General features: G+C 70.1%; 16 protein-coding genes, 1 tRNA gene, 1 other RNA gene and 2 pseudogenes. 15 read left to right on the forward strand and 5 right to left on the reverse strand.

Annotated elements, in window-relative coordinates:
* Positions 1 to 5 precede the first annotated feature (5 nt).
* Positions 6 to 1,379 (reverse strand): ABC transporter permease, encoded by a 1,374-nt coding sequence (locus ACHZ99_RS17575; protein WP_420305545.1) that lies wholly within the window; start codon positions 1,377 to 1,379, stop codon positions 6 to 8.
* Positions 1,380 to 1,425: 46 nt separating this feature from the next.
* On the reverse strand, positions 1,426 to 2,694 hold the full coding sequence (locus ACHZ99_RS17580) for an ABC transporter permease (protein WP_420305546.1): 1,269 nt from the start codon (positions 2,692 to 2,694) through the stop codon (positions 1,426 to 1,428).
* Between the two features lie 129 nt (positions 2,695 to 2,823).
* Between ACHZ99_RS17580 and ACHZ99_RS17585 the strand changes: the two genes are divergently transcribed.
* Entirely contained in the window at positions 2,824 to 3,486 is a 663-nt protein-coding gene (locus tag ACHZ99_RS17585; RefSeq protein WP_420305547.1) for a response regulator transcription factor, read from the forward strand.
* Positions 3,477 to 4,682 (forward strand): sensor histidine kinase, encoded by a 1,206-nt coding sequence (locus ACHZ99_RS17590; RefSeq protein WP_420305548.1) that lies wholly within the window; start codon positions 3,477 to 3,479, stop codon positions 4,680 to 4,682. Before ACHZ99_RS17585 ends, ACHZ99_RS17590 begins: the two co-directional genes overlap by 10 nt.
* 244 nt (positions 4,683 to 4,926) lie before the next feature.
* On the opposite strand, the gene ACHZ99_RS17595 is transcribed toward ACHZ99_RS17590, so the two are convergent.
* A complete protein-coding gene (locus ACHZ99_RS17595) occupies positions 4,927 to 6,168 on the reverse strand; it encodes an MFS transporter (protein ID WP_420305549.1) in 1,242 nt (413 codons plus the stop codon).
* Between the two features lie 83 nt (positions 6,169 to 6,251).
* Here ACHZ99_RS17595 and ACHZ99_RS17600 point away from each other — a divergent pair, with 83 nt between their 5' ends.
* The 3 genes and pseudogenes from ACHZ99_RS17600 to ACHZ99_RS17610 form a co-directional block, all read left to right on the forward strand.
* Positions 6,252 to 6,794, forward strand: a complete 543-nt coding sequence (locus ACHZ99_RS17600; protein ID WP_420305550.1) for a CGNR zinc finger domain-containing protein — start codon at positions 6,252 to 6,254, stop codon at positions 6,792 to 6,794.
* Positions 6,795 to 7,890: 1,096 nt separating this feature from the next.
* Positions 7,891 to 8,901 (forward strand): Shedu anti-phage system protein SduA domain-containing protein, encoded by a 1,011-nt coding sequence (locus ACHZ99_RS17605; protein WP_420305551.1) that lies wholly within the window; start codon positions 7,891 to 7,893, stop codon positions 8,899 to 8,901.
* 308 nt (positions 8,902 to 9,209) lie between these two features.
* Positions 9,210 to 9,380: pseudogene (locus ACHZ99_RS17610) on the forward strand (AraC family transcriptional regulator); the annotation flags it as partial.
* A gap of 174 nt (positions 9,381 to 9,554) precedes the next feature.
* On the opposite strand, the gene ACHZ99_RS17615 reads toward ACHZ99_RS17610, so the two are convergent.
* Positions 9,555 to 10,277: an NUDIX hydrolase gene (locus ACHZ99_RS17615; protein ID WP_420305552.1), complete on the reverse strand. Its 723-nt coding sequence runs from the start codon at positions 10,275 to 10,277 to the stop codon at positions 9,555 to 9,557.
* Positions 10,278 to 10,363: 86 nt separating this feature from the next.
* Here ACHZ99_RS17615 and ACHZ99_RS17620 point away from each other — a divergent pair, with 86 nt between their 5' ends.
* The 4 genes and pseudogenes from ACHZ99_RS17620 to ACHZ99_RS17635 form a co-directional block, all read left to right on the forward strand.
* On the forward strand, positions 10,364 to 12,109 hold the full coding sequence (locus ACHZ99_RS17620; RefSeq protein WP_420305553.1) for a hypothetical protein: 1,746 nt from the start codon (positions 10,364 to 10,366) through the stop codon (positions 12,107 to 12,109).
* A complete protein-coding gene (locus tag ACHZ99_RS17625; RefSeq protein ID WP_420305554.1) occupies positions 12,106 to 13,038 on the forward strand; it encodes a hypothetical protein in 933 nt (310 codons plus the stop codon). Before ACHZ99_RS17620 ends, ACHZ99_RS17625 begins: the two co-directional genes overlap by 4 nt.
* 35 nt (positions 13,039 to 13,073) lie before the next feature.
* Complete coding sequence (locus tag ACHZ99_RS17630) at positions 13,074 to 13,736, forward strand: hypothetical protein (protein ID WP_420305555.1); 663 nt, start codon at positions 13,074 to 13,076, stop codon at positions 13,734 to 13,736.
* A 343-nt stretch (positions 13,737 to 14,079) separates the two neighbouring features.
* Positions 14,080 to 14,276 (forward strand): annotated as a pseudogene (locus tag ACHZ99_RS17635) (site-specific integrase); the annotation flags it as partial.
* A 117-nt stretch (positions 14,277 to 14,393) separates the two neighbouring features.
* On the opposite strand, the gene ACHZ99_RS17640 reads toward ACHZ99_RS17635, so the two are convergent.
* Positions 14,394 to 14,478 (reverse strand) — tRNA-Ser (locus tag ACHZ99_RS17640).
* 71 nt (positions 14,479 to 14,549) lie between these two features.
* Between ACHZ99_RS17640 and ffs the strand changes: the two genes are divergently transcribed.
* The 6 genes from ffs (at position 14,550) to ACHZ99_RS17670 (ending at position 20,722) form a co-directional block, all read left to right on the forward strand.
* Positions 14,550 to 14,646: signal recognition particle sRNA small type (gene ffs, locus ACHZ99_RS17645), an RNA gene on the forward strand.
* 90 nt (positions 14,647 to 14,736) lie between these two features.
* On the forward strand, positions 14,737 to 17,124 hold the full coding sequence (locus ACHZ99_RS17650) for a DNA polymerase III subunit gamma and tau (protein WP_420305556.1): 2,388 nt from the start codon (positions 14,737 to 14,739) through the stop codon (positions 17,122 to 17,124).
* A gap of 201 nt (positions 17,125 to 17,325) precedes the next feature.
* The gene (locus ACHZ99_RS17655; protein ID WP_420305557.1) at positions 17,326 to 17,661 is read left to right on the forward strand and encodes a YbaB/EbfC family nucleoid-associated protein; all 336 of its coding nucleotides are present in this window, start codon (positions 17,326 to 17,328) and stop codon (positions 17,659 to 17,661) included.
* A 158-nt stretch (positions 17,662 to 17,819) separates the two neighbouring features.
* The gene (gene recR / locus ACHZ99_RS17660; protein WP_420305558.1) at positions 17,820 to 18,419 is read left to right on the forward strand and encodes a recombination mediator RecR; all 600 of its coding nucleotides are present in this window, start codon (positions 17,820 to 17,822) and stop codon (positions 18,417 to 18,419) included.
* 110 nt (positions 18,420 to 18,529) lie between these two features.
* On the forward strand, positions 18,530 to 19,192 hold the full coding sequence (locus ACHZ99_RS17665; RefSeq protein ID WP_420305559.1) for a DUF5063 domain-containing protein: 663 nt from the start codon (positions 18,530 to 18,532) through the stop codon (positions 19,190 to 19,192).
* Between the two features lie 258 nt (positions 19,193 to 19,450).
* A complete protein-coding gene (locus ACHZ99_RS17670) occupies positions 19,451 to 20,722 on the forward strand; it encodes an aspartate kinase (RefSeq protein WP_420305560.1) in 1,272 nt (423 codons plus the stop codon).
* Positions 20,723 to 21,092: the final 370 nt, after the last annotated feature.

Here is a 21,092-nt window from a genome sequence, read left to right on the forward strand (position 1 = left end):
GCGGGTCACGTGCCTTTCGTGAGGATGGTGCGAGGGTTCAGGCGCAGGACGGCGGCGGCGGGGATCGCGGTGGCCAGCAGCGCCATGCCGAGGCCGATGCCGCCGACAGCGGCGAGGTCCGCCGGGTCGGGCTCGACGGTGATCTCGTCGACGGGGTCGGCGTTGTCGACGGGCCGGTCGTCCGGACTGAGCCCCTGGTCGAGGCCGGTGCTGCCGGGGGCGGGGGGCTCCCATGAGTCGATCTTCTTCTGGGCGGTGGCCGCTTCCCTGTCCAGCAGCCGCTGGCCGGCGCTCTGCGTCAGGTCCGGTGCGCACAGGGAGCCGAGGCCGATGGCCAGGGCCGCGACCACGGCGATCTCCAGCGCCTGCTGAGTGATGAGCTTCCACTTCTTCTCGCCCAGCGACAGCAGTACGCCGTACTCCCTGCGGCGCTGCTTGACGGCCAGGTTGACGAGCAGGGCCAGGACGACGGCGCCCGCGACACCGATGAGCCACATCGCGAGGGTGGCGGTGGAGCTGATGCTCTTCAGCGGGCCGGTCATCTGCTGGACGGCCTTGTCGTTCGCGTCCAGTTCGAAGCCGTCCAGCTGGGAGCCGGCGAGCTGCCGCGCCTCGTCCTTGAAGGCGTCCTGGGCCTCCGCGTCGTCCAGCAGGAAGGCGGCCTCGCCGACCTGCGTCCCGCCCTGTCCGCCGCCGGAGCCGAGAGCGGCCATGCCGCCCAGCGTGACGTAGACCCTGTCCGCCGGGCTGATGCCGTAGTCCCGGTCGAGCTCATTCGTTCGGGCGGGGTCGCGGTAGATGCCGGCCACGGTGAAATCGGCCGTGGTGTTCTCGTCGTTGCCGGTCACCGCGACCTTGTCGCCGGTGTTGAGGCCGTTCTGGCGGGCGAACCGCTCCTCGATGAGGATGCTGTTCGCTTTCCTGTCGGCGGAGGTCAGGTGGTGCCCGGACAGGAGCGTGAACGTGCCGCTGCGGAAGTCGTCCAGCAGCGAGGAGTCCAGGACGCCGATGCCGGCGGTGCCGCCCGGCCCCATGGGGCTGCCGGCGCCGACCAGCCGGGAGTCCCCCGTGAAGAGCACGCGGTCGTACGTCCAGTACGTGTACTTCCGCACCTGGGGGAGGCGGCCGAGCCGGTCGAGGGTGCCGGTGGCGATCCGCGGGGCCTGGAGCGTTCCGCCGCCCAGCGCCTCCAGGTCCATGCCCAGGTTGACCTGGGCGCCCACGGACCGCTTGGCCGCCTGCTCGGCCCGACCGGTCGCGGCGTTGACCAGGACGCCGGCCAGCACCATGACGGAGATGACGAGGAAGGTCGCGAAGGTGGTCAGCGTGCGGCCCTTGCGGGCCCGCAGGCTGAATCCGGCGCGTTTGACGAAGTTCATGGGGAGGGGGTCTCTCCGATCCGTATCGGTGCTGTGGGACGGGGCTTTACTCGGTGTCGGCGAGGATGGAGCGCGGGTGCAGGCGCAGGATCCCGATGCCGGGGACGACGGTGGCGACCAGGGAGATGCCCAGGCCGACGCCGGCGACCCTGGCGACATCCGCGGGCTCGACGCGCGGGTCCGGCGGCGGGACGGTCGCGTCCACGCCGTCGGCGGCGGCCGCCCGCCGGTGCTGCGAGCCGCCGCCCGGCAGGGCCGCACCGGCCGCGGGGCCGGCCAGCTGACCCGCCACCGCCGCGACGGCGACGGCGGGCAGCGCGAGCGCCGCCACCTCGACGGCGTGCTGGCCGACGAGCTTCCACTTCCTCTCGCCCAGCGACAGCAGCACCCCCAGCTCGTCGCGGCGCTCGCGGATCTGCGACATCACCAGCAGGCCGAGCACCAGTGCGCCGGCCACCGCGATGACCAGGACGATCAGCGAGGCGAAAGCGCCTACCCGCTGGATGGGACGGACCTGATCCCGGTACGCCTTGTCGTTGACGCGGAAGTCGAAGCTCCCGGCGCCGAGCAGCGTGTCGGCCGCGGCGTGCAGCCGCTCGGCCTGATCCGGGGAGCCGACCCGGTAGACGGCCTCGCCGGTGGTGCCGGGGCTGCCGAGCTGCCGCGCGGTGCGCACCGGCACGTACAGCACGTTCCCCGGCAGCTCGTGCGGCGGCGCCGCGCCGGTCGGGTCCCGCGTCGGGTCGGCGAAGATCCCGACGATCTCCACCGGCACGGTGCGGGTGCCGGCCGTGGAGCGTACGCGGAGGGTGTCGCCCACCTTCAGCCCGTTCTCCGCGGCCAGCCGCTCCTCGACCATGGCCACGTGCCGGCCGGCGTCGGCCGGCGTGATCCCGCGCCCCGAGGTGATCCCGGTGGAGCCGTACGAGAACGGCAGCAGCAGCCCCGCGTCGCGCACGCCGACCACCGCCAGCGGGCCCCCGCCCCCGGCGCGGGCACCGCCCGGCGCGGGCCGCCGGGAGGTCAGCGCGGCGAAGCCGTCCGCCCCGGCCCGTACCGGAAACCGCGGGTTGTAGCGGTGGACGACGTCCAGCGCGCCGAGCCGGCCGGCGTCGGCCGCGCTCATGCCCTTCTTCCGCACGGTCACATCGACGCCGATGGCGCGCTGCGCCGCGGCCTCCCGGCCCTCGGCGGCGGACCGCAGCAGGAACCCGCCGAGCAACAGCGCGCAGATGACGACGAAGATCCCCAGCAGGGCCGCGGTCCTGGATTTCCTGGCCCTCAGGGACATCCCCGCACGCTTGACGAAGTTCATGCCCCAGACAGAAGCAGCCCGGTGTGTGCGCCGGGATAAATGCGTTACGGCGGCATAAGCACCGCACCGGATCCGTGCGCGGAATCCGGCCTTACGCGGCTGCAATCACGGTCCTGCTTTCATGGCGGCATGAGAGTTCTGGTCGCCGAGGACCACCGCATCCTGGCCCGTACCATCGCCACCGGCCTGCGGCGGCAGACCATGGCGGTCGACGTCGCCCACGACGGCGCCGAGGCCGAGCGGATGTGCCTGCTCACCGCCTACGACGTCCTGGTCCTCGACCGCGACCTGCCGGTCCTGAGCGGCGACGACCTGTGCCGCCGGCTGCGCGACCTCGTCGACCCGCCGCCCGTCCTGATGCTGACGGCCGCCGGCGAGGTCGAGGACAAGGTCTACGGCCTCACCACCCTCGGCGCCGACGACTACCTCGCCAAACCCTTCGACTTCGCCGAACTCGTCGCCCGCGTACGCACCCTGAGCCGCCGCCCGCCCGGACCGCCACCCGCCGGCCTGGACTACGCCGGCATCGCCCTGGACCCGGCCCGGCGCACCGTCCGCGTCCACGGCCGCACCGTGGAACTGACCGCCCGGGAATTCGAGGTCCTGCACCTGCTGCTCCAGGCCCGCGGGGCGCCGGTCCCCCACGACACCCTCGTCCGCACCGTCTGGGACGAGCACCTCGACCCGCGCACCAGCGCCGTACGGGCCACCGTCAGCCGGCTGCGCGGCAAACTCGGCGACCCCGGCCTGATCACCGCCGACACCGGACAGGGCTACCGGCTGTGCGACTGAACGCACGCCGGTGGCTCGCCCGGCTGCCGTTCCGCGCCCGGCTCGCCGCCGCCATCTCCGCCCTCTTCCTGCTCACCGGCGTCGCACTGCTGACCTTCGTCGTACTCCTCGCCCGCCACGGCACAGCCCGGCGCGTTCAGGGCATGGAGATCACGTACGGCGACGACGGCTACCGCCCGACCACCGGCGAACCGGCCGCCCCCGTGACCCCGCCGCCGTCGTCCCCGCCGCCCGACAGCCCCTACGACACCGCCGCGATCAGGCAGATCGACCAGACCGTGCAGGCCGTACAGGACACCGCCCTGCGCCAGATGGTGCTCTGGTCCGCCATCGGCCTGCTGGTCCTCGCCCTGCTGGCCGGCCTGCTCGGCTGGTGGCTGGCCGGACGCGCGCTGCGGCCGGTCGCCTCCATGACCCGGGCCGCCCGCCGCATCAGCGAACAGAACCTCCACCAGCGCCTGGCGCTGACCGGCCCGGACGACGAACTCCACCGCCTCGCCGACACCTTCGACACCATGCTCGACCGCCTGGAAAGATCCTTCGAGAGCCAGCGCCGCTTCGTCGCCAACGCCTCCCACGAACTCAAGACCCCCCTCGCCGTCCAGCGCACCAGCCTCCAGGTCGGCCTCGCCGAGCCCCTCCCCGGACACCTCCGGGACGTCCGCGACGACCTGCTGGCCGCCAACCAGGACGCCGAACAGCTGATCAACGCCCTCCTCCTGCTGGCCCGCAGCGACCGCGGCCTGGACGAGACGGCGGACGTGGACCTCACGGCCCTCGCCAGAACCGCCACCTCCGCACTCGCCCCCTCCGCACGGGACGCACACGTGGACCTCGGCCTCCCCGCCGAGAACCCCCTGACGGTCCGGGGGGACCGCATCCTGCTGCGCCATCTCCTGACCAACCTCATCCGCAACGCCATCCAGTACAACCACCCGGGCGGCAGGGTCCGGGTGGCGGTCGAGCGGGACACCCTCACCGTGACGAACACCGGCCCGCCCGTCCCCGCGGACACGATCCCGGCCCTCTTCGAACCCTTCCGCCGCCAATCGCCCGACCGCACCGCCACCACCGGCCACGGCCTCGGCCTGCCCATCGCGGCCTCCATCGCCGAAGCGCACCACGCCGAACTGACCGCAACGCCCGGCAGCCACGGTGGCCTGACCGTAGCGCTGCGATTCCCTCCGCCCCGCTGACCGCCACCCGCCCGCCCGGCCCGGCCAACACGACGAAGGCCCCGACCGACAACCAGGCCGGAGCCGCCTGGACAGCGGTGACCCCATCGCAGCCGAAGGCACCCCGGCGCCGCCATGATGGGCGGACGGAGGCCGCGCATGCGGTGTCACCCGCCGGCCGGGGCGCTCCGTGGTGCGTACAAGCCGTCAAGCGCTTGCTCGCCCCGGATCCTCCGGGGGCGTGAACGTATGCCCTCGCACCACGTCAGCCGGGCTGAGTGCTGCCCGCAGCCACATCCTGGATGGCGCGGACCCGCCGGACCGGCGACCACAGCACGGGCAGGGTGGCGGCGGCCATGACCAGCGCGCCCAGCGCCGCCGCGCGCAGGGGACCGGCCGCGGTGGTGAGGAGCCCCCCGGCAAGTGCCCCGATCGACAGGGCCCCCCAGGAGAGCAGCCGGTACCCGGCGTTGACGCGCCCGCGGAGTTCACCGGGGACCGCCAGCTGCCGGATGCTGGACGACTGGGAGTTGGCGACACCGCTGCCGGCCCCGGAGGCGAGAAACGCGGCACACAGCACCGGCACCTCCACCGCGGGCGGCCCGCCGAGCACGACGAGAACGCCGAGGAACGGGGCGCTGTTGCCGAGGACCAGGCTGGCCAGGAGCGACGGGCCGTAGCCGTGGCGGGCGGTGAGCCGGGAGCTGCACAGGCTGCCGATGAACGACCCCGCGCCACCGCAGGTGAGAATGATGCCCAGCACCAGGGGCCCCGCCGCCGCGCCGTCGAGGACGTGAACGGCGAGGGCGAGCATCAGGATCTCGTTGCCGAGGTTCCAGACGGACGCCTCCGCCACCAGTGCGCGCAGCACCCGGTGCCGGCGCAGGACGCGCAGCCCGGCACGGGCCTCGGCGACGACCCGGCCACGTCCGGCTCGTGCCGGACGTTCCTCGTGGACGCGTATCCGCCCGATGAGCGTGGCGGACGCCAGGTAGCCGAGAGCGTTCGCCGCGACCGCGAAGGGGGCGGTGAGAAGTTGGACGAGTGTCCCTCCCACGCCGGTGCCGGTGATCGAGATCGCCGACTGGGTCGCGGTGATCTTCGCGTTGGCGTCGATGAGATGCCGCTCCGGGACGATGTGCGGGACAAACGAGAAGTCAGCGAGTTGGTAGAGGACCGTCAGCGTCCCGAGTCCGAAGGTCGCCACGATGAGCGCGGGGACCCCGAGCCGGTCGAACAGGGCGAGCACGCACACCAAGGCCAGGATGGCCCCCCGCCCGATGTCGGCCACGAGCATCAACGGCCGCCTGCGACACCGGTCGACGAGGACCCCCAGCCAGAGGGTGAGCAGGAGGAACGGGGCCAGGAGCGCCGCCCGCACCCAGGATGCCTCGGCCGCCGTGGCACCGAGCGTGAGCAGCGCCAGCGAGGGCAGCGCCAACTCCCCGATCTCGGCCCCGAGCCCGGAGCACGCGCCGGCGCCCCAGAGGCGGTTGAACTGGGGCACCCAGGATGACTCCGTAACCTTCATCATGCAGACAGAGGTTATGGAGTGACCGTCATCCGGTCAACGAGGGTTAGCATCGGTGCATGGCCACGCCGGACCGCTCCCCGCACGCCCCCGGGAAGCTGGAATTCGTACGCACGTTCATCAACACCCGCGACATCGACCAGGGCACCGACCAGCTGCGCGACGCCGACGCGTGGGCGGAGTGGGCGAAGTCCCAGCATCTGACGGGCCCCGCTTCGGCCGATACGTTGCAACGGGCCGTCCGGCTCCGCGAGGCACTGCGCCGGGGACTCCTGGCGAACCACGACCGGGCACCGCTGCCGCCGGAGACCGCCGCCGCGCTCACGGAGGCCGCCGGCTGGTCCGGGGTGACCGTCGCGTTCTCCCCCGACGGGCTGAACCTGACCTCCCCGTACGACGGCCTGAGGGGCGCCGCAGGGCGCGTCGTCGGCGCGGTCGCGGACGCCCTCCGCGACGAGACGTGGAGCCGGCTGAAGGCGTGCGCCGCCGACGACTGCCACTGGGCGTTCTACGACCACTCCCGATCGCGCACGGGCCGCTGGTGCTCCATGGGACTCTGCGGCAACCGCAACAAACAGTCCCGATGGCGCCGCCGCAGCTGACACCGACGGCGGTGACCCGCACCACCGGAGTGCGGCCCCGGCGGCCCCAGGTGCTGAAGCAACGCATTCGATTCCGGGGCGGGGTACATGAAGAAGCCACGGCCGCCGACGATGTCGGAGTGCCCGGGCCCACCCCCGTGGGCGGGGCCTCGTCCGGCTGCCGCAGCGTCGTGTCCGAGGGCGGTGAGCTGTTCTACGAGCCGCTCCACCTCGACAAGCTCGCAGCGGGGTGGTCGTGCTCTGCGCGGAGGTTTGCTCGGCAGCTCGGTCGAGGTGCTCGGCGAATACTGGAAGCTGTGCCGGGGCGATCTGGGCGATGGCGGTGCGCAGGGCGGCCGGGGTGAGTGCGGGCATGGATACCAGCGGGCCGGAGGCGATGCGCTGCTCGGCCATCGCTTCGCTCCACGGCACAGACGAGGCCCCGGCCGACAAGTCGGACGGGGCCTTCGTTGTGCCTGGTCAGGCGGGGTGCGGAGGATACGAGATTCGAACTCGTGAGGGGTTGCCCCCAACACGCTTTCCAATCCGCCGTGTTGCTGTCCGGGCCAGGTCGACCGCGTCCTGACCTGTTGTGGAGCAGTCGCCGCTTCGAGCTGAGAACCAGGACGGACACCGGTGAACGAGACCAGAACTGAGACCGTTCCCGGTGTCCGGTCCGCTCGACAACCCCGACGAGGAGCGGTGCTCCGAGCCACACCTGCGCCTGCACGGCCCAACCGCCCGCGCTCGCGTACGCCGGCAACTAGGAAGGCGGCACTCGCCGTCGCAGGAGTCGAAGGAGGCAAACTGCCTTGCTCTCGACTTGGGTTGTCACCCCACTGCGGGGGATCCCGCGAGACATTGTCGGACCTGTGGGGCACACTTCAGTTCCATGAGTGTCAGATCAGATTTTTCACTGGACTTACAACTTGAGTACGTTCGCGAGCAGGCGTCAGATGAAGGGGTTAAAGGAGCGGTCACCGCTGCACTTCGGCACATGAGGAGTGGGCGGAGCCGTCGTAGAGGCGGAAAGGCGTTGGTGCAACTTCTGACGGAAGCACGCCGGCAAGCGGTTGAGATCGGCGAGTGGAGGGTCGTGAGGCTGCTGCAGGACTCCGTGGACTATGCTGAGGAGCGGATCCTTCAGCCAGACTTCGCTGAGAAGTATCGCCTGTTTCAGGAGGGCATACGAAACGAAAGCTTGCGGAGATACGTCGGTCGCACGCTTGAGATCAACTTCAAGTACATCGCCGATGCAGGGCGTGAATTTCTGGATAAACACCCGGATGCGGATATGAAGGACCTGCTTTCCCATTTCGATTCGCTCAGTCGTGACGCGCGGCATCTCGTCGCCCCAGAAGGTCAGCCGGGCCGCTACAAGCTCATTCGGGGCCGGGCGGAGGTAGTGCTGTGGTTGGAGCGTGCGCTCCACGAGCGAGTCGATATCGAGGACTCCGAGGAAGCTGCCCGTCGAGTCGCTGCCTTGCCGGAGACATGGGCTCTCCTTGCAGACGACCCTGATGGCCAGATGATCCTTCGGGCAGCGCAACTGCAACAGCGAGCGGATCGCCTAGGTGATCTACGCAGAGTGGTTGAAGACAGAAAAGCCGCAGAGTTGGATCTGCAACGGGTGCTGCAAGGGCAGCATTGGATCTTTGGGGGGCGCTTTATCGGGGAAGCGGCCCACCGCAGGTTGGTCCAGGGCGACGAGATTGATCTTCCTCTAATTCGTGGCGACGGAAGTCTTCACGTTGTTGAACTAAAGCGAGCTATGAGTATGAGGGGCCCCTTGGTGAAGCGGTACCGCGGGGCCTGGGTTCCTACCGCTGCGGTACACGACGCCGTCGGTCAAGCTGTCAACTACCTTGTCGGGCTGGACGAGGACCGTCAGCGGATCTTCGAGGACCTTGGTATCGAGACGCGCCGAGCGAGTGCCATCGTTTTGATTGGCCATCCAGCCCTCCAGCCGGATGTACCTGAGAGGGAAATAAATGAAGCGCTTCGGACATTCAACACCCATGTGAATCGAGTTGAGGTTATCACCTATAAGGAACTCCTCGATAATGCCGAGCGCTCGCTCGGTAGCTCGGAGGTGCGCAGCCGCCGAGCCGATGCAGGCAGTGAATGAAGGAAGAAAATGGGCACCCGCCAGCGCCACGTCACCGCGAAGGCCGAGCTCTCGTCATCAAAAGGTTTGTGGCCTGGAGTTGGCGTGTGCCACGGGGGCATCCACACGGTCGGAAGGTCGCGGATTGAGGAGCTGACGTCCTTCGCATCTGAGGAAGTCGAGGTGACGGCTCCAAGCCAGGGCTGGCGACGTCCCTCGCGCACTGAACGGTTGTCGGGCACCCCTGTGCCGGTGGAATACGTCGGCCGGGTGGCCTGTCCGCCCCTCGACCGGTTCGTCGACGACACCGTCGCATGAACATGCCGCCGATGCCGTCTGCGCACCTGTTCCTCAACCTGGGCGGGCCGGTCCGCCTGTGGGACTTCGACCCTGCGGTGCCGCCGGCTGTGTTTGCCAATGGGTGGTTCATGGGCGTATGGACCAGGCGTTTCCTCGTCGAGTACCCCGCGCGGGTTCGGCTCGTCGGGGTGCTCTTCAAGCCGTGGGGGATGTCGCCACTCGTCGACCTGCCGGCGAGTAAGCTTCGGGACCGATGGGTGCCGGCCGACGCCGTCTGGCAACGGTCGGTGAAGCGGATTCGCAATCAAGTCGGCGACATCGCGTCGGCGACCGAGACGCTGCGGGTGTTGGAAACGGAGTCAGCCGTGGGCAGGCTATGTGCCGTGTCCGTTGCTTCGCAACAAAGGCGGGCTGAGCAGCCACGCTTCCCCCCGGCGGTAGAGGGCGGCTGGGCGTCCGGTGGGTGGGAGTCGCTGTTCCCCGGTGGCTCGCACGAAGCCCTTGGTGTTGAGTACCTTGCGGCGAAAGTTGCTCGGGTCGAGGGGCTGCCCCCAGACCACCTCGTAGACCCTGCGCAGCTCGCTCAACGCGAACGACTCCCCGCAGAAGGCCGTCGCGATGGCGGTGTGCTCCAGCTTCCTGCGGACCTCCTCCAGGGCGTCCGCGATAATGTCGGAGTGGTCGAACGCCAATCGGATGGTGGCGCTCGTGATGTTCGATACCGGGGCCCAGTAGGCGTGCTCGGCGTCCGTGCCGCCCACCGGCACGGGGAGGTCCGGCCCCAGGGCGAGGTAGGCGATGGTGACCACGCGGCCTCTCGGGTCACGTGGCGGATCCCCGTACGCGCCGAGCTGCTCCAGGTGAAGCCGGCTGCCGTCGATCCCGGCCTCCTCCCGTAGCTCGCGCAGGGCCCCGGCGCGCAGGGTCTCGTTCTTACGGACGTAGCCGCCAGGCAGCGCGGCCCGGCCGAGGTACGGCTGCCGCCCGCGATCGACCAGGAGCACCATCAACCGCTCGCTCCTGACGGTGAAGATCGCCAGGTCCACGGTGACCCACGACGGCTCCACCTCGGCGGCGCCCTTCAACTGGTCGTTCATCAGAACCCCTAAAGGTCATATTGACTTAAAGATGCCCAGGCATTTATGGTCTCATGGACCTTAACTCTGCGAGGTAGGGGCACAGCATGATCAGTACACATGCGCTGCCGGCCAAGGAAACGGTCGATGAACCCACCGCGGCCACGCGTCACCTATGCGCGGGGATGTACGTCGACGAACGCTTCCGCGACCTTGTGATCGACGAGGTGTGCACTGCCCCGTACCGGAGGGTCGCCCCCTCCTACGGGTTCGACATCGTCCCCGTCATGCGCCACGCCTGGCGGGCCGCGGCGCTGTCCACCGTCCTGCGCGTGGCTCTGGTGGGAGCGGTGGCCGTCCCGGCCCTGGCCGGCGCCTTGCCGTGCGCCGTCCTCCTCGGGTGCGGCCTCGCCCTGCTCTGGCTGCTGCGCGTCACGAGGATGCTGCGGGAAGCCGATCGGAAGCGGCAGCCGAAGAGGACATCGAAACGCCGCTATTGGAAACTCGTGATCTTCGAAAGCGACCTCCTCAGGCTGGTCTTTCCTCGGTGGAAGGCCGAGAAGCCGCCCGTGTTCCGGCATATTCGTGTCGTCGCGCTCTCGGTGACCGCGACCGGGGTGGTCGTCGCGGTCTCCCATCCGGGCCAAGCGCTGGTGGCCTTGGCCGTGGCCATGGGCACGGCGGTCTTGTGCCTCGCGGTGGGGGCCACGCGGCAGTTGATGCTCAACCGCATCCACCGGGCGCGGAATCTCCGGCCCGCTCGACTGTCCGGCCGGCAGAGGGCGGCGGACCTCCAGCAGCGGCACGCCTGCGCGGTCTACCGCCGGCCCCGCCACAGCGAGGACGACGACGATGAGGAGGAGGGTCTCACCTTCTTCACCGTCTTCGGGGACAGATCACCCTTCGTCGGGGCCGGTGAACTCGTCTATCAGTGGAACCCGCCGATGAACATCCAGCTGTTGCGCCCGAGCGAGGACGACGGTGCGCAGCTCCATGACCTCGAACACCGGGAACCGCCTTTCCAGACGCACGAACTGGTCGATCACCTGCGCGAGGCGATGCGACTACTCGACACCGACAGCCAGGATGTCCGGCTCCCCATCCAAGTCCGCGACCGGGTCTACGTGGCCGAGACCGACGTGGCGGCCGATCCGTCCCTCGCGCTGTCCCTGGACGACGCCGAGTTGCAAGCCGTCATCAACACGCCCGGAGCCAGACGGCACCACTTCCTCGAAGTCACAGCCCCCATGGCGGGTTCGGAGTTCGTTGCGACCGTTCTGCTGCGCGTCAGCGTCCAGGGAAGGACCTTGAGTATCTTCATGGCGGCCTGCGTTCTCGCACACACGCCGCGCTCCTTCCAGCGGACCGAGGAGTTCGGTCAGCAAGGTGCCATGGCCGTGGTCTTGTCCGCGTTCTGCGAACTGGGTGCCCTGCCAAGGGAGATCCAGAAGTCGTGGCGGGTCGTCCGTCACCTCCGTGCTCTGGGAAAGGCCGCCGTACTCCCCCGCGGCCTCACCAGCGAGCCGAGGCGCAACATCTTGACGGGGAGCCGGGTGAGCATCAGGGAGAAGGCGAGTCAGGCGTGGTCCAAGGTGCAGTTGGAAAAGAGCGACATCCTGGGCCAGATGAAGACGATCGAGCTGAGGTTGCTCCGGGCCGCCAGTGACTTCCTGTCCACTAAAGACGTGGACATATCCGAGTTCACTAATCGCGCCCTGAAGATCATCAACAGCGGGATTTTCAACTTCGGCGACAACAACAACTTCAACAACAATGCGGTGGGTGACGGGGCCCACGCCGGCGCCGCGGGGACTCAGCCCGCAGGCAACTCAAGTGAAGGTGGAAAAAAATGACCGGCAACCGAGGCATCATCAGTAACGGGAGCAACAATAGTTTCAGCAACAACGCCGTCGGAGATCATGCCAAAGTCCTCGGGGGTGCTGCCTCCTCTCACGTCGGCGCCGCTGCTGGCGGCGACAGGGGCGACACCGAGCCCACGTCCACGTGGGACATCGGAGTAGTCAGCATCCTCAGCGATGAATTACGGGCCGTGGTAAGCGAGTTGGACCTACGACGCCGCAAGGAACCCGGCGGCCTCTACTTCTACCGGGGCAGCCTCACCACTCAGGATTCGACCGTCCGCGTGGTGGCCACCCAGAGCCAGAGCCAGGGCCAGCGGTCGGCAATGGCGGCCCTTGAGAATCTGCACCGCCACTACGCGCCGCGGCTGTGGGCCATGGTCGGCGTGGGCGGCGGCATCGACACCGAGCGTGCCCGCATCGGCAACGTCATCGTCTCCACCGATGTCGTCTACTACGAGAACCGCAAGATCAACCCACACGGTGACGTCCGGCGCCGCGGGGAGCACCGCCAGGCACCTGCCCCGGTCGTCCACGCCGTCAACGCCTTCTTCGCGGAGAACGGGATGCCGGCACACTTGCGCCGACGTCTCCGTTCAAACGCTCCGGAGGAATTCGACGTCTACCCCGGACTGATCGGGTCGGGCGAGGCTGTCATCGCGGACCGGGACAGCGAGATCCGGCACTACCTCAAGGGCTACCACGAGAAGGTCATGGCCGTGGATATGGAAGCCGGAGGGCTCAGCCAGTACTGGCAGGAGCACTCCGTCCACGGCGCGGAGAACCCCGGCTGGATCGTTATCAGAGGCGTTTCCGACAACGCCGATGAGAAGAAGGGTCACGAACATCACGAACTCGCGGCCCGGAACGCCGCGCACGTCCTGCGGGAGCTCCTTCCCTTCATCTGCTCACCGCAGTCCTGACGGGTGATAACAGGCAGTCACAGGAGATGGTCCGGATGACCCCTTTCCTCCTCGGGATAGGCAGTTCACTGATAGCCAGCGTGATTGCCCTCGGGTTCGGCCTCCTCCGAGGCTCACGTCCGCTGTGGTGGCTGATTGCCGCCTGCTCCTCGTTCACCGGCACTGGCCTCCGTCGCGTCTACCATCGGCAATCGTCCGCCGAACAGGACATCGCACGCGACCTCCGCCGCGCCCGCTGGATCAAGGTGTTGGCGGGACGCGGAAACGTGCTCACCCGCGAGGCGTTCTCTCCTGTGTGGTCCGGGGAATTGGCACCCGACTCCGTCCAGGTCCTTCTGCCCGACTCCCAGGCCCAAGGGGACTCCTGGCTCGATCGACGCTCGCATGACATCGAGCGGTTCGATCCCGGTTACACTCCTGACCTGCTCAGGAGTCAAGTGCGGACGAACGTGGACTACCTCGTCCACGTCACGTCCTGGCGGAGCAACGTCGAACTCCGCGAGTTCAACATGCCCAACACCTGCCGTGTGATCGCAACGGACCATGCCGCCTTTCTGACCTTCTACAGCAGCTCCACACACGGCAGGAACACGCCTTGCCTGTACGTCCGGGCGCCGAGCCTCTTGTACAGCATCGCCCTTCAGCAGTTCGACATAGCCTGGATGCACAGTTCCCCCACCCACCCCACCCATCTCTGATGTGCTTCTCTGAAGCCGCCACGAATGCGAGCGTCGAGACACAAGGTGGGGACTGCTGCGTGATCAGGTGACAGCAGGACTTACGCAGCCAGGGCTGCGGTTGGGGTCATGATGGTCCTGTACTCGACGGGGACAAACGGCCACCCGTCTCTGCCGTCGCCGCCGGTGGTGGGTGCGCTCGATCCAGGTCACGATCGCGAACCGCAGTTTCCGCGCCCGCCGCCGGCTCACCACCGACCCGCTGCTTCTACGGATGATCCTCAGCAGCACTGCCCCTCGTCGTCATCGATCTCGCGCACCCGTAGTCGTTCTGACACTCGCACAGCGTGACAATCAGGGGGATGGGGTCCGGAACGGCCGGCTGCACGACGCCCGGCACACCGCGGCCACGGTGCTGATGCTCCTTGGTGCGCCGGATCGGGTCATCGGCATGATCACGGAGTGGGAGCCCGGTACGTCCGTGCGCATGCGGCGCGGTACCTGCACGTGCCCGATGCCATGCTCAAGGACGTGGCCCGGTAGATCGCCCGCGTCATCTGAGGGCCGCCCGAGACACCGCCTGTGGACAAGAACCAGGACAACGAGGACTGAGAGCCATGACGAAGGGCCCTGCTGGCGAACAGCAGGGCCCTTCGTTTTGCCTGGTCAGGCGGGGTGCGGAGGATACGAGATTCGAACTCGTGAGGGGTTGCCCCCAACACGCTTTCCAAGCGTGCGCCCTAGGCCTCTAGGCGAATCCTCCGCGGGCCACATTACAAGACGGGGCGGGGTGGTAGCGAACTCGTTCGCGAGGGGTGGCATCGGTTAAGGTGGAGGCGCCCCTCACGCGGCGCTAACTCGCTGAACTCCCCCAGGGCCGGAAGGCAGCAAGGGTAGGTGGGCTCTGGCGGGTGCGTGGGGGGCGCCTCGTTGTCCGGGGCGGGGGCGTCCCGGGTGGGGCGGAGGGGTGGGTTTCTGCGGGTGGGCGCCGTTGTCGGCCGTCACCTATATCGTCGTAGTCGTGTCGCAGCTCGCTCTCTACCGCCGCTACCGGCCCGAGACCTTCGGCGAGGTCATCGGGCAGGACCACGTGACCGACCCCCTGCAGCAGGCGCTGCGGAACGGGCGGGTCAACCACGCGTATCTGTTCAGCGGGCCGCGCGGCTGTGGGAAGACGACCAGCGCGCGCATCCTCGCCCGCTGTCTCAACTGTGAGCGGGGGCCCACGCCGGAGCCGTGCGGGGAGTGCCGGTCGTGCCGTGACCTGGCGCGGAACGGACCGGGGTCGATCGACGTCATCGAGATCGACGCCGCGTCGCACGGTGGCGTGGACGACGCGCGCGAGCTGCGCGAGAAGGCGTTCTTCGGGCCCGCCGCCAGCCGGTACAAGATCTATATCGTCGACGAGGCGCACATGGTCACCTCCGCGGGGTTCAACGCCCTGCTGAAGGTGGTCGAGGAGCCGCCCGAGCACCTGAAGTTCGTCTTCGCCACGACCGAGCCGGAGAAGGTCATCGGGACCATCCGGTCCCGGACGCACCACTATCCCTTCCGCCTCGTCCCGCCCGCCACCCTGCGCGACTACCTCGCGGACGTCTGCCGCGTCGAGTCCATCCCCGTCGAGGACACCGTCCTGCCCCTGGTCGTACGGGCCGGGGCCGGATCCGTTCGGGACTCGATGTCCGTCATGGACCAACTCCTCGCCGGCGCCGGTGCGCAGGGTGTGACGTACGCCATGGCCACCGCCCTCCTCGGGTATACGGACGGGGCGCTGCTCGACTCCGTCGTCGACGCCTTCGCGGCGGGCGACGGGGCGGCGGCGTTCGCGGTCGTGGGGCAGGTGATCGAGGGCGGGCACGATCCGCGGCGGTTCGTCACCGACCTGCTGGAGCGGCTGCGGGACCTGGTGATCCTGGCCGCCGTTCCGGACGCCGTGGACACGGGGCTGATCGACGTTCCGGCGGACGTGCTGGAGCGGATGCGGCGCCAGGCCGACACCTTCGGCGCGGCCGAGCTGAGCCGCGCCGCCGACCTCGTGAACGAGGGCCTGACCGAGATGCGCGGCGCCACCGCGCCGCGCCTCCAACTCGAGCTGATCTGCGCCCGGGTGCTGCTCCCCGGTGCGTACGGGGACGAGCGGTCGGTCATGGCCCGGCTGGACCGCCTGGAGCGCAACGCCGCCTCGGGCCCGCCGTCCATGGGGTACGTACCGGGGCCGGACGCCCACCGGCCGGCCGGCGGGGGTGGGGGCGAGGCCGCCGGTGGGGCGGAGGAACGCGGAGGGGCCGAGGCCGTCCGCGCTGCCGTCGCGGAGCGGGGCGGTCCGGTCACTCCCGGTTCTGGGGCTGGTGCTGGCGATTCTGGGGCTGGGGCCGGTTCCGGTTCTGGGGCTGGTGCTGGGGTCGGTTCTGAGGGTGGGCCGCGGGACTCTGGGGCTGGTTCTGATGGGGCTTCCGGGGTCGGGGCTTCCGGGCCCGCCGGCGGCGGGACCGCCGGGGGGCAGGGGCGTCGGCCCGGGGCCTGGCCCGGGAGCGGTGGGGCCGCGGCTTCCGCGGCGCCGGCCGCCGCGGCGGCGCAGGTCGCCGCTCCCGCGTCGGGGGCGGCTTCCGGGGGCGGGGCTCCGGGGGAGGGCGCCGTTCGGGCGGCGGCGGGTGGGGGCGTTGCCGCCGCGACCGCCGGGGGAGTGCCCGCGCAGCAGGGGGGCGCCGCCGCGGGGGCCGCTTCCGTACGGCAGATGTGGCCCGACATCCTGGAGGCCGTCAAGCACCGGCGGCGCTTCACCTGGATTCTGCTGAGCCAGAACGCCCAGGTCACCGGGTTCGACGGCGGGACGCTCCAGCTCGGTTTCGCCAACGTGGGCGCGCGGGACAGCTTCGTCAACGGCGGCAGCGACGAGGTGCTGCGCGAGGTGCTGGCGGAGCGGTTCGACGTGCAGTGGAAGGTCGAGGCCATCGTGGACCCGACCGGCGGCTCGGGCGGCGGCCCCGCGGGCGGGCCCGGGCCGGGCGGCGGCCCCGGCGGGCCCGGCGGTGGTGGCGGGCCGGGCGGCGGTCCCGGTGGCGGTGCGGGTGGGCCCGGCGGGGGGCCGGGAGGCGGGGGCGGTGCCGGGTTCGGCGGGGGCGGGGCCGGGGTGCGGCAGTCCGTACAGACCGCGCCCGCGCCCTCCGTGCCGGCCCCCGCTCCCCAGCAGCCCCGGCCGCCGGCCGGTCCCGGCGCCGGCGGCGCGTCCCGCGGCGCGCCGCCGCCCGACCCCGCGCCGCCCCCCGACCCCGGCCCGCCGCCTCCGCCGCTGGACGAGGACATCCCCGACGACGACGACCCCGACCTCGACGACACCGCCCTCTCCGGCCACGACCTGATCGTCCGCGACCTGGGCGCCACCGTCATAGAGGAGATCCGGCACGACTGAGGCGGTCGCGGGCGGCCCGCCCGGTTCCGTACTCCGCAAGGATGACCCCGGCGGGAGTCGCCGCGACTCCCCCCGGGGCAACCGCACCACCGCACGTCCTCCCTGCGATGGACGGCGGCGCGGCGGGTGAGAACGTAGGCTCGCCTGAACGGCCCGTACGACGGACAGAGAACCGCAGTAGCGCGACAAGGAGCGAGCGACGTGATGCCTGGTGGTGGCCAGCCCGACATGCAGCAGTTGTTGCAGCAGGCCCAGAAGATGCAGCAGGAGCTCGCCTCCGTCCAGCAGGAGCTGGCCGAGACCCCGGTCGAGGGGAGCGCGGGCGGCGGGCTCGTGAAGGCGACGGTGACCGGGTCCGGTGAGCTGACCGGACTGGTGATCGATCCGCGTGCTGTCGACCCCGAGGACACCGAGACGCTGTCCGACCTCGTCGTCGCCGCCGTGCGGGACGCGAACAACGCCGCGCAGCAGCTCCAGCAGGAGCGGCTCGGCCCGCTCGCCCAGGGGCTCGGCGGGATGCCGGGGCTGCCCTTCTGACCACCCGCCCGTATCGGCCGCCTGCGGGGTGCCTTTCCGGCCGTCCGGATCCGCCGGGTTCCGGAGCCGGGCGCCGTCCCCGGAGCCCCCGGGAGCGGGTTGAACCCGGCGGTAGCGGCTAGCTTGGTGCAGGAGAGCGGACACGAGAGAGGCATCGCGTGTACGAAGGCGTGGTCCAGGAGCTGATCGACGAATTGGGCAGGCTGCCCGGCGTCGGTCCCAAGAGTGCGCAGCGCATCGCCTTCCACATCCTCCAGGCCGAGCCCGCCGACGTCCGCCGGCTGGCGCACGCGCTGTCCGAGGTGAAGGAGAAGGTCCGCTTCTGCGCGGTCTGCGGGAACGTCGCGCAGGAGGAGCAGTGCCGCATCTGCGCCGACCCGCGCCGCGACCCCGCCGTCCTGTGCGTCGTCGAGGAGCCCAAGGACGTCGTCGCCATCGAGCGGACCCGTGAGTTCCGCGGGCGGTACCACGTGCTCGGCGGCGCGATCAGCCCCATCGAGGGCGTCGGCCCCGACGACCTGCGGATACGGGAACTCCTCGCCCGGCTCGCGGACGGCGCCGTCACCGAGCTGATCCTCGCCACCGACCCCAACCTGGAGGGCGAGGCCACGGCCACGTACCTGGCCCGCATGGTCAAGGCCATGGGCCTGAAAGTGACCCGGCTGGCCAGCGGCCTGCCGGTCGGAGGGGACCTGGAGTACGCGGACGAGGTCACCCTCGGACGCGCCTTCGAAGGGCGGCGACTGCTCGATGTCTGAAACGGAACGACGTGCCCGCCGGCTGGATCCCGGCGCAGCGCCCAGCAGCCCGGCAGGCCGCCACCCGCGGCCGGGCGGCGCGCGGGGCGCCGACACAGGAGGTCTGCTCGATGTCTGACGCCACCTTGCACCAGGCCACTCCGGACCCGGACAGCTTCGCGGTCCAGATCGCCGACTCGATCGAGAGCTTCATCGTCGCGGTCACCGAGGTCGCGAAGGGTGACGAGCCGAACAGCGCCGTGCCCTTCCTGCTGCTGGAGGTCTCGCAGCTGCTGCTGGCCGGCGGCCGGCTCGGCGCGCACGAGGACTTCGTGCCGGACGAGCGGTACGAGCCGGACACCGGCCCCGAGCCGGACGTCGACGAGCTGCGCGAACGGTTCGCCGAGCTGCTGGACCCGGTGGACGTGTACTCCGAGGTCTTCGACCCGTACGTGCCGCGCAGCACGCCCGTCGCCAGCCGGATCTCCGACGACCTGGCCGACGTGATCACCGACCTGCGGCACGGCCGCGCGCACTACGCCGCGGGGCGGGTGAACGAGGCGCTGTGGTGGTGGCAGTTCTCGTACCTGTCCAACTGGGGGCCGACGGCGAGCGCCTGCCTGCGCGCCCTGCAGTCGCTGGTGGCGCACGTGCGGCTGGACACGCCCCTGGGGGAGCTGGACGGGCTCGACACCGACAGCGACGCGGCGCTGGACGACGGCCGGCTGGAGGAGGAGGCGGGCCGGGTGATGGCGGCGGAGATCGCGGAGCCGCTGGGGCTGCGGCGCAGCTGAGCGCGGGGGCGCGGGGGCGCGGGGGCGCGGAGGGGCGCCGGGTGCGCAGGGGGCGTACGGCCCGTACACCGGGCGTACGCCCCGGGTTCCGCGGCCCGTACCGTACGCGCCGGAACGCGGGCCGGATGGTGTGAGCTGTCTTACGTTTCCGTGTGCCCGCGGTGGTCCCGGGCAGGTACGTCACCGAGCCGGCCCGCGCAAGCGGAATCGCCGGCTCGGTAGACTGAGCCGACCGAAACACCATTGCGAGGAGCGCACGTGGGCCTTGTCGTGCAGAAGTACGGCGGCTCTTCCGTCGCCGACGCCGAAGGCATCAAGCGCGTCGCCAAGCGGATCGTGGAGACCAAGAAGGCAGGCCACCAGGTCGTCGTCGTGGTGTCCGCGATGGGCGACACGACGGACGAGCTGATCGATCTCGCCGAGCAGGTCTCGCCCATCCCGGCCGGGCGCGAACTCGACATGCTGCTCACCTCGGGTGAGCGCATCTCCATGGCCCTGCTGGCGATGGCGATCAAGAAGCTGGGCCACGAGGCGCTGTCGTTCACCGGCAGCCAGGCGGGGCTGATCACCGACGCCGTGCACAACAAGGCGCGGATCATCGACGTCACGCCCGGCCGGATCCAGGAGGCGGTGGACAAGGGCGCCATCGCGATCGTCGCCGGGTTCCAGGGTGTTTCGCAGGACAGCAAGGACATCACGACCCTCGGCCGCGGCGGCTCGGACACCACGGCGGTGGCGCTGGCGGTGGCGCTGGAGGCGGAGGTCTGCGAGATCTACACCGACGTGGACGGCGTGTTCACCGCCGATCCGCGGGTGGTCAAGAAGGCCCGTAAGATCGATCGGATCCCGTACGAGGACATGCTCGAACTGGCCACCAGCGGGTCGAAGGTCCTGCTGCACCGCTGCGTCGAGTACGCCCGCCGGTACAACATGCCCATTCACGTCCGCTCCTCGTTCTCGGGGCATCCGGGCACCTGGGTAGGCAATATCCCTGAGGGAGCAGAAGGCATGGAGCACGCGATCATCTCCGGAGTCGCGCACGACGTCTCCGAGGCGAAGATCACGGTGGTCGGCGTCCCGGACAAGCCGGGCGAGGCCGCCGCCATCTTCCGGGCGATTGCGGACGCCGAGATCAATATCGACATGGTGGTGCAGAACGTCTCGGCCGCCGCCACCGGCCTGACCGACATCTCCTTCACCCTTCCCAAGACCGACGGCCACCGCGCCATGGGGCTGCTGACCAAGGCGCAGCCGGCGATCGGCTTCGAGTCGCTGCGCTACGACGACCAGGTCGGCAAGATCTCCCTCGTCGGCGCCGGGATGCGCTCGCACCCGGGCGTGACGGCCACGTTCTTCGAGGCGTTGTCCAACTCCGGCGTGAACATCGAGCTGATCTCGACGTCCGAGATCCGGATCTCGGTGGTGACGCGCGAGGACGTCGTCAAGGACGCGGTACGCGCCGTGCACACGGCGTTCGGCCTCGACAGCGAGAGCGACGAGGCGGTCGTCTACGGGGGTACGGGCCGCTGAGCCGTCCGTCGCCCCCGCCGTCCCGCTGTGCTGCCGTACCGCTCTGTCGCCGTACCGCCCAGTTGTGACCGATCCGTTGGTCCATACCGCTTGCGTCGCACGCCCTCGCCGTTCGAGGATTTCGGTTCGCGCCGTTTGCAACCGCGGCGGCGCCGCGAAACGTCTCTGTCCCTGCCCGCGGTGGCCGGCTGGTCGGGTAGCGAGGGAGTGTGCATGGCATTGCGTGCGGCAACACGACCGGTGCCGCGGCCGTGCGCGTACAACCCTGACGGGGGTCGGTGTGTCCAACAGTCGTGGCAGAGGCACTCAGCATTGCGACCCTTCCGGCAGGTCCCGCGCTGCGCCGCGGTCCGTCCGCGGCGCCCAGCGG

The sequence above is a fragment of the Streptomyces sp. MAR4 CNX-425 genome, from assembly GCF_048656465.1.
Taxonomy (GTDB): domain Bacteria; phylum Actinomycetota; class Actinomycetes; order Streptomycetales; family Streptomycetaceae; genus Streptomyces.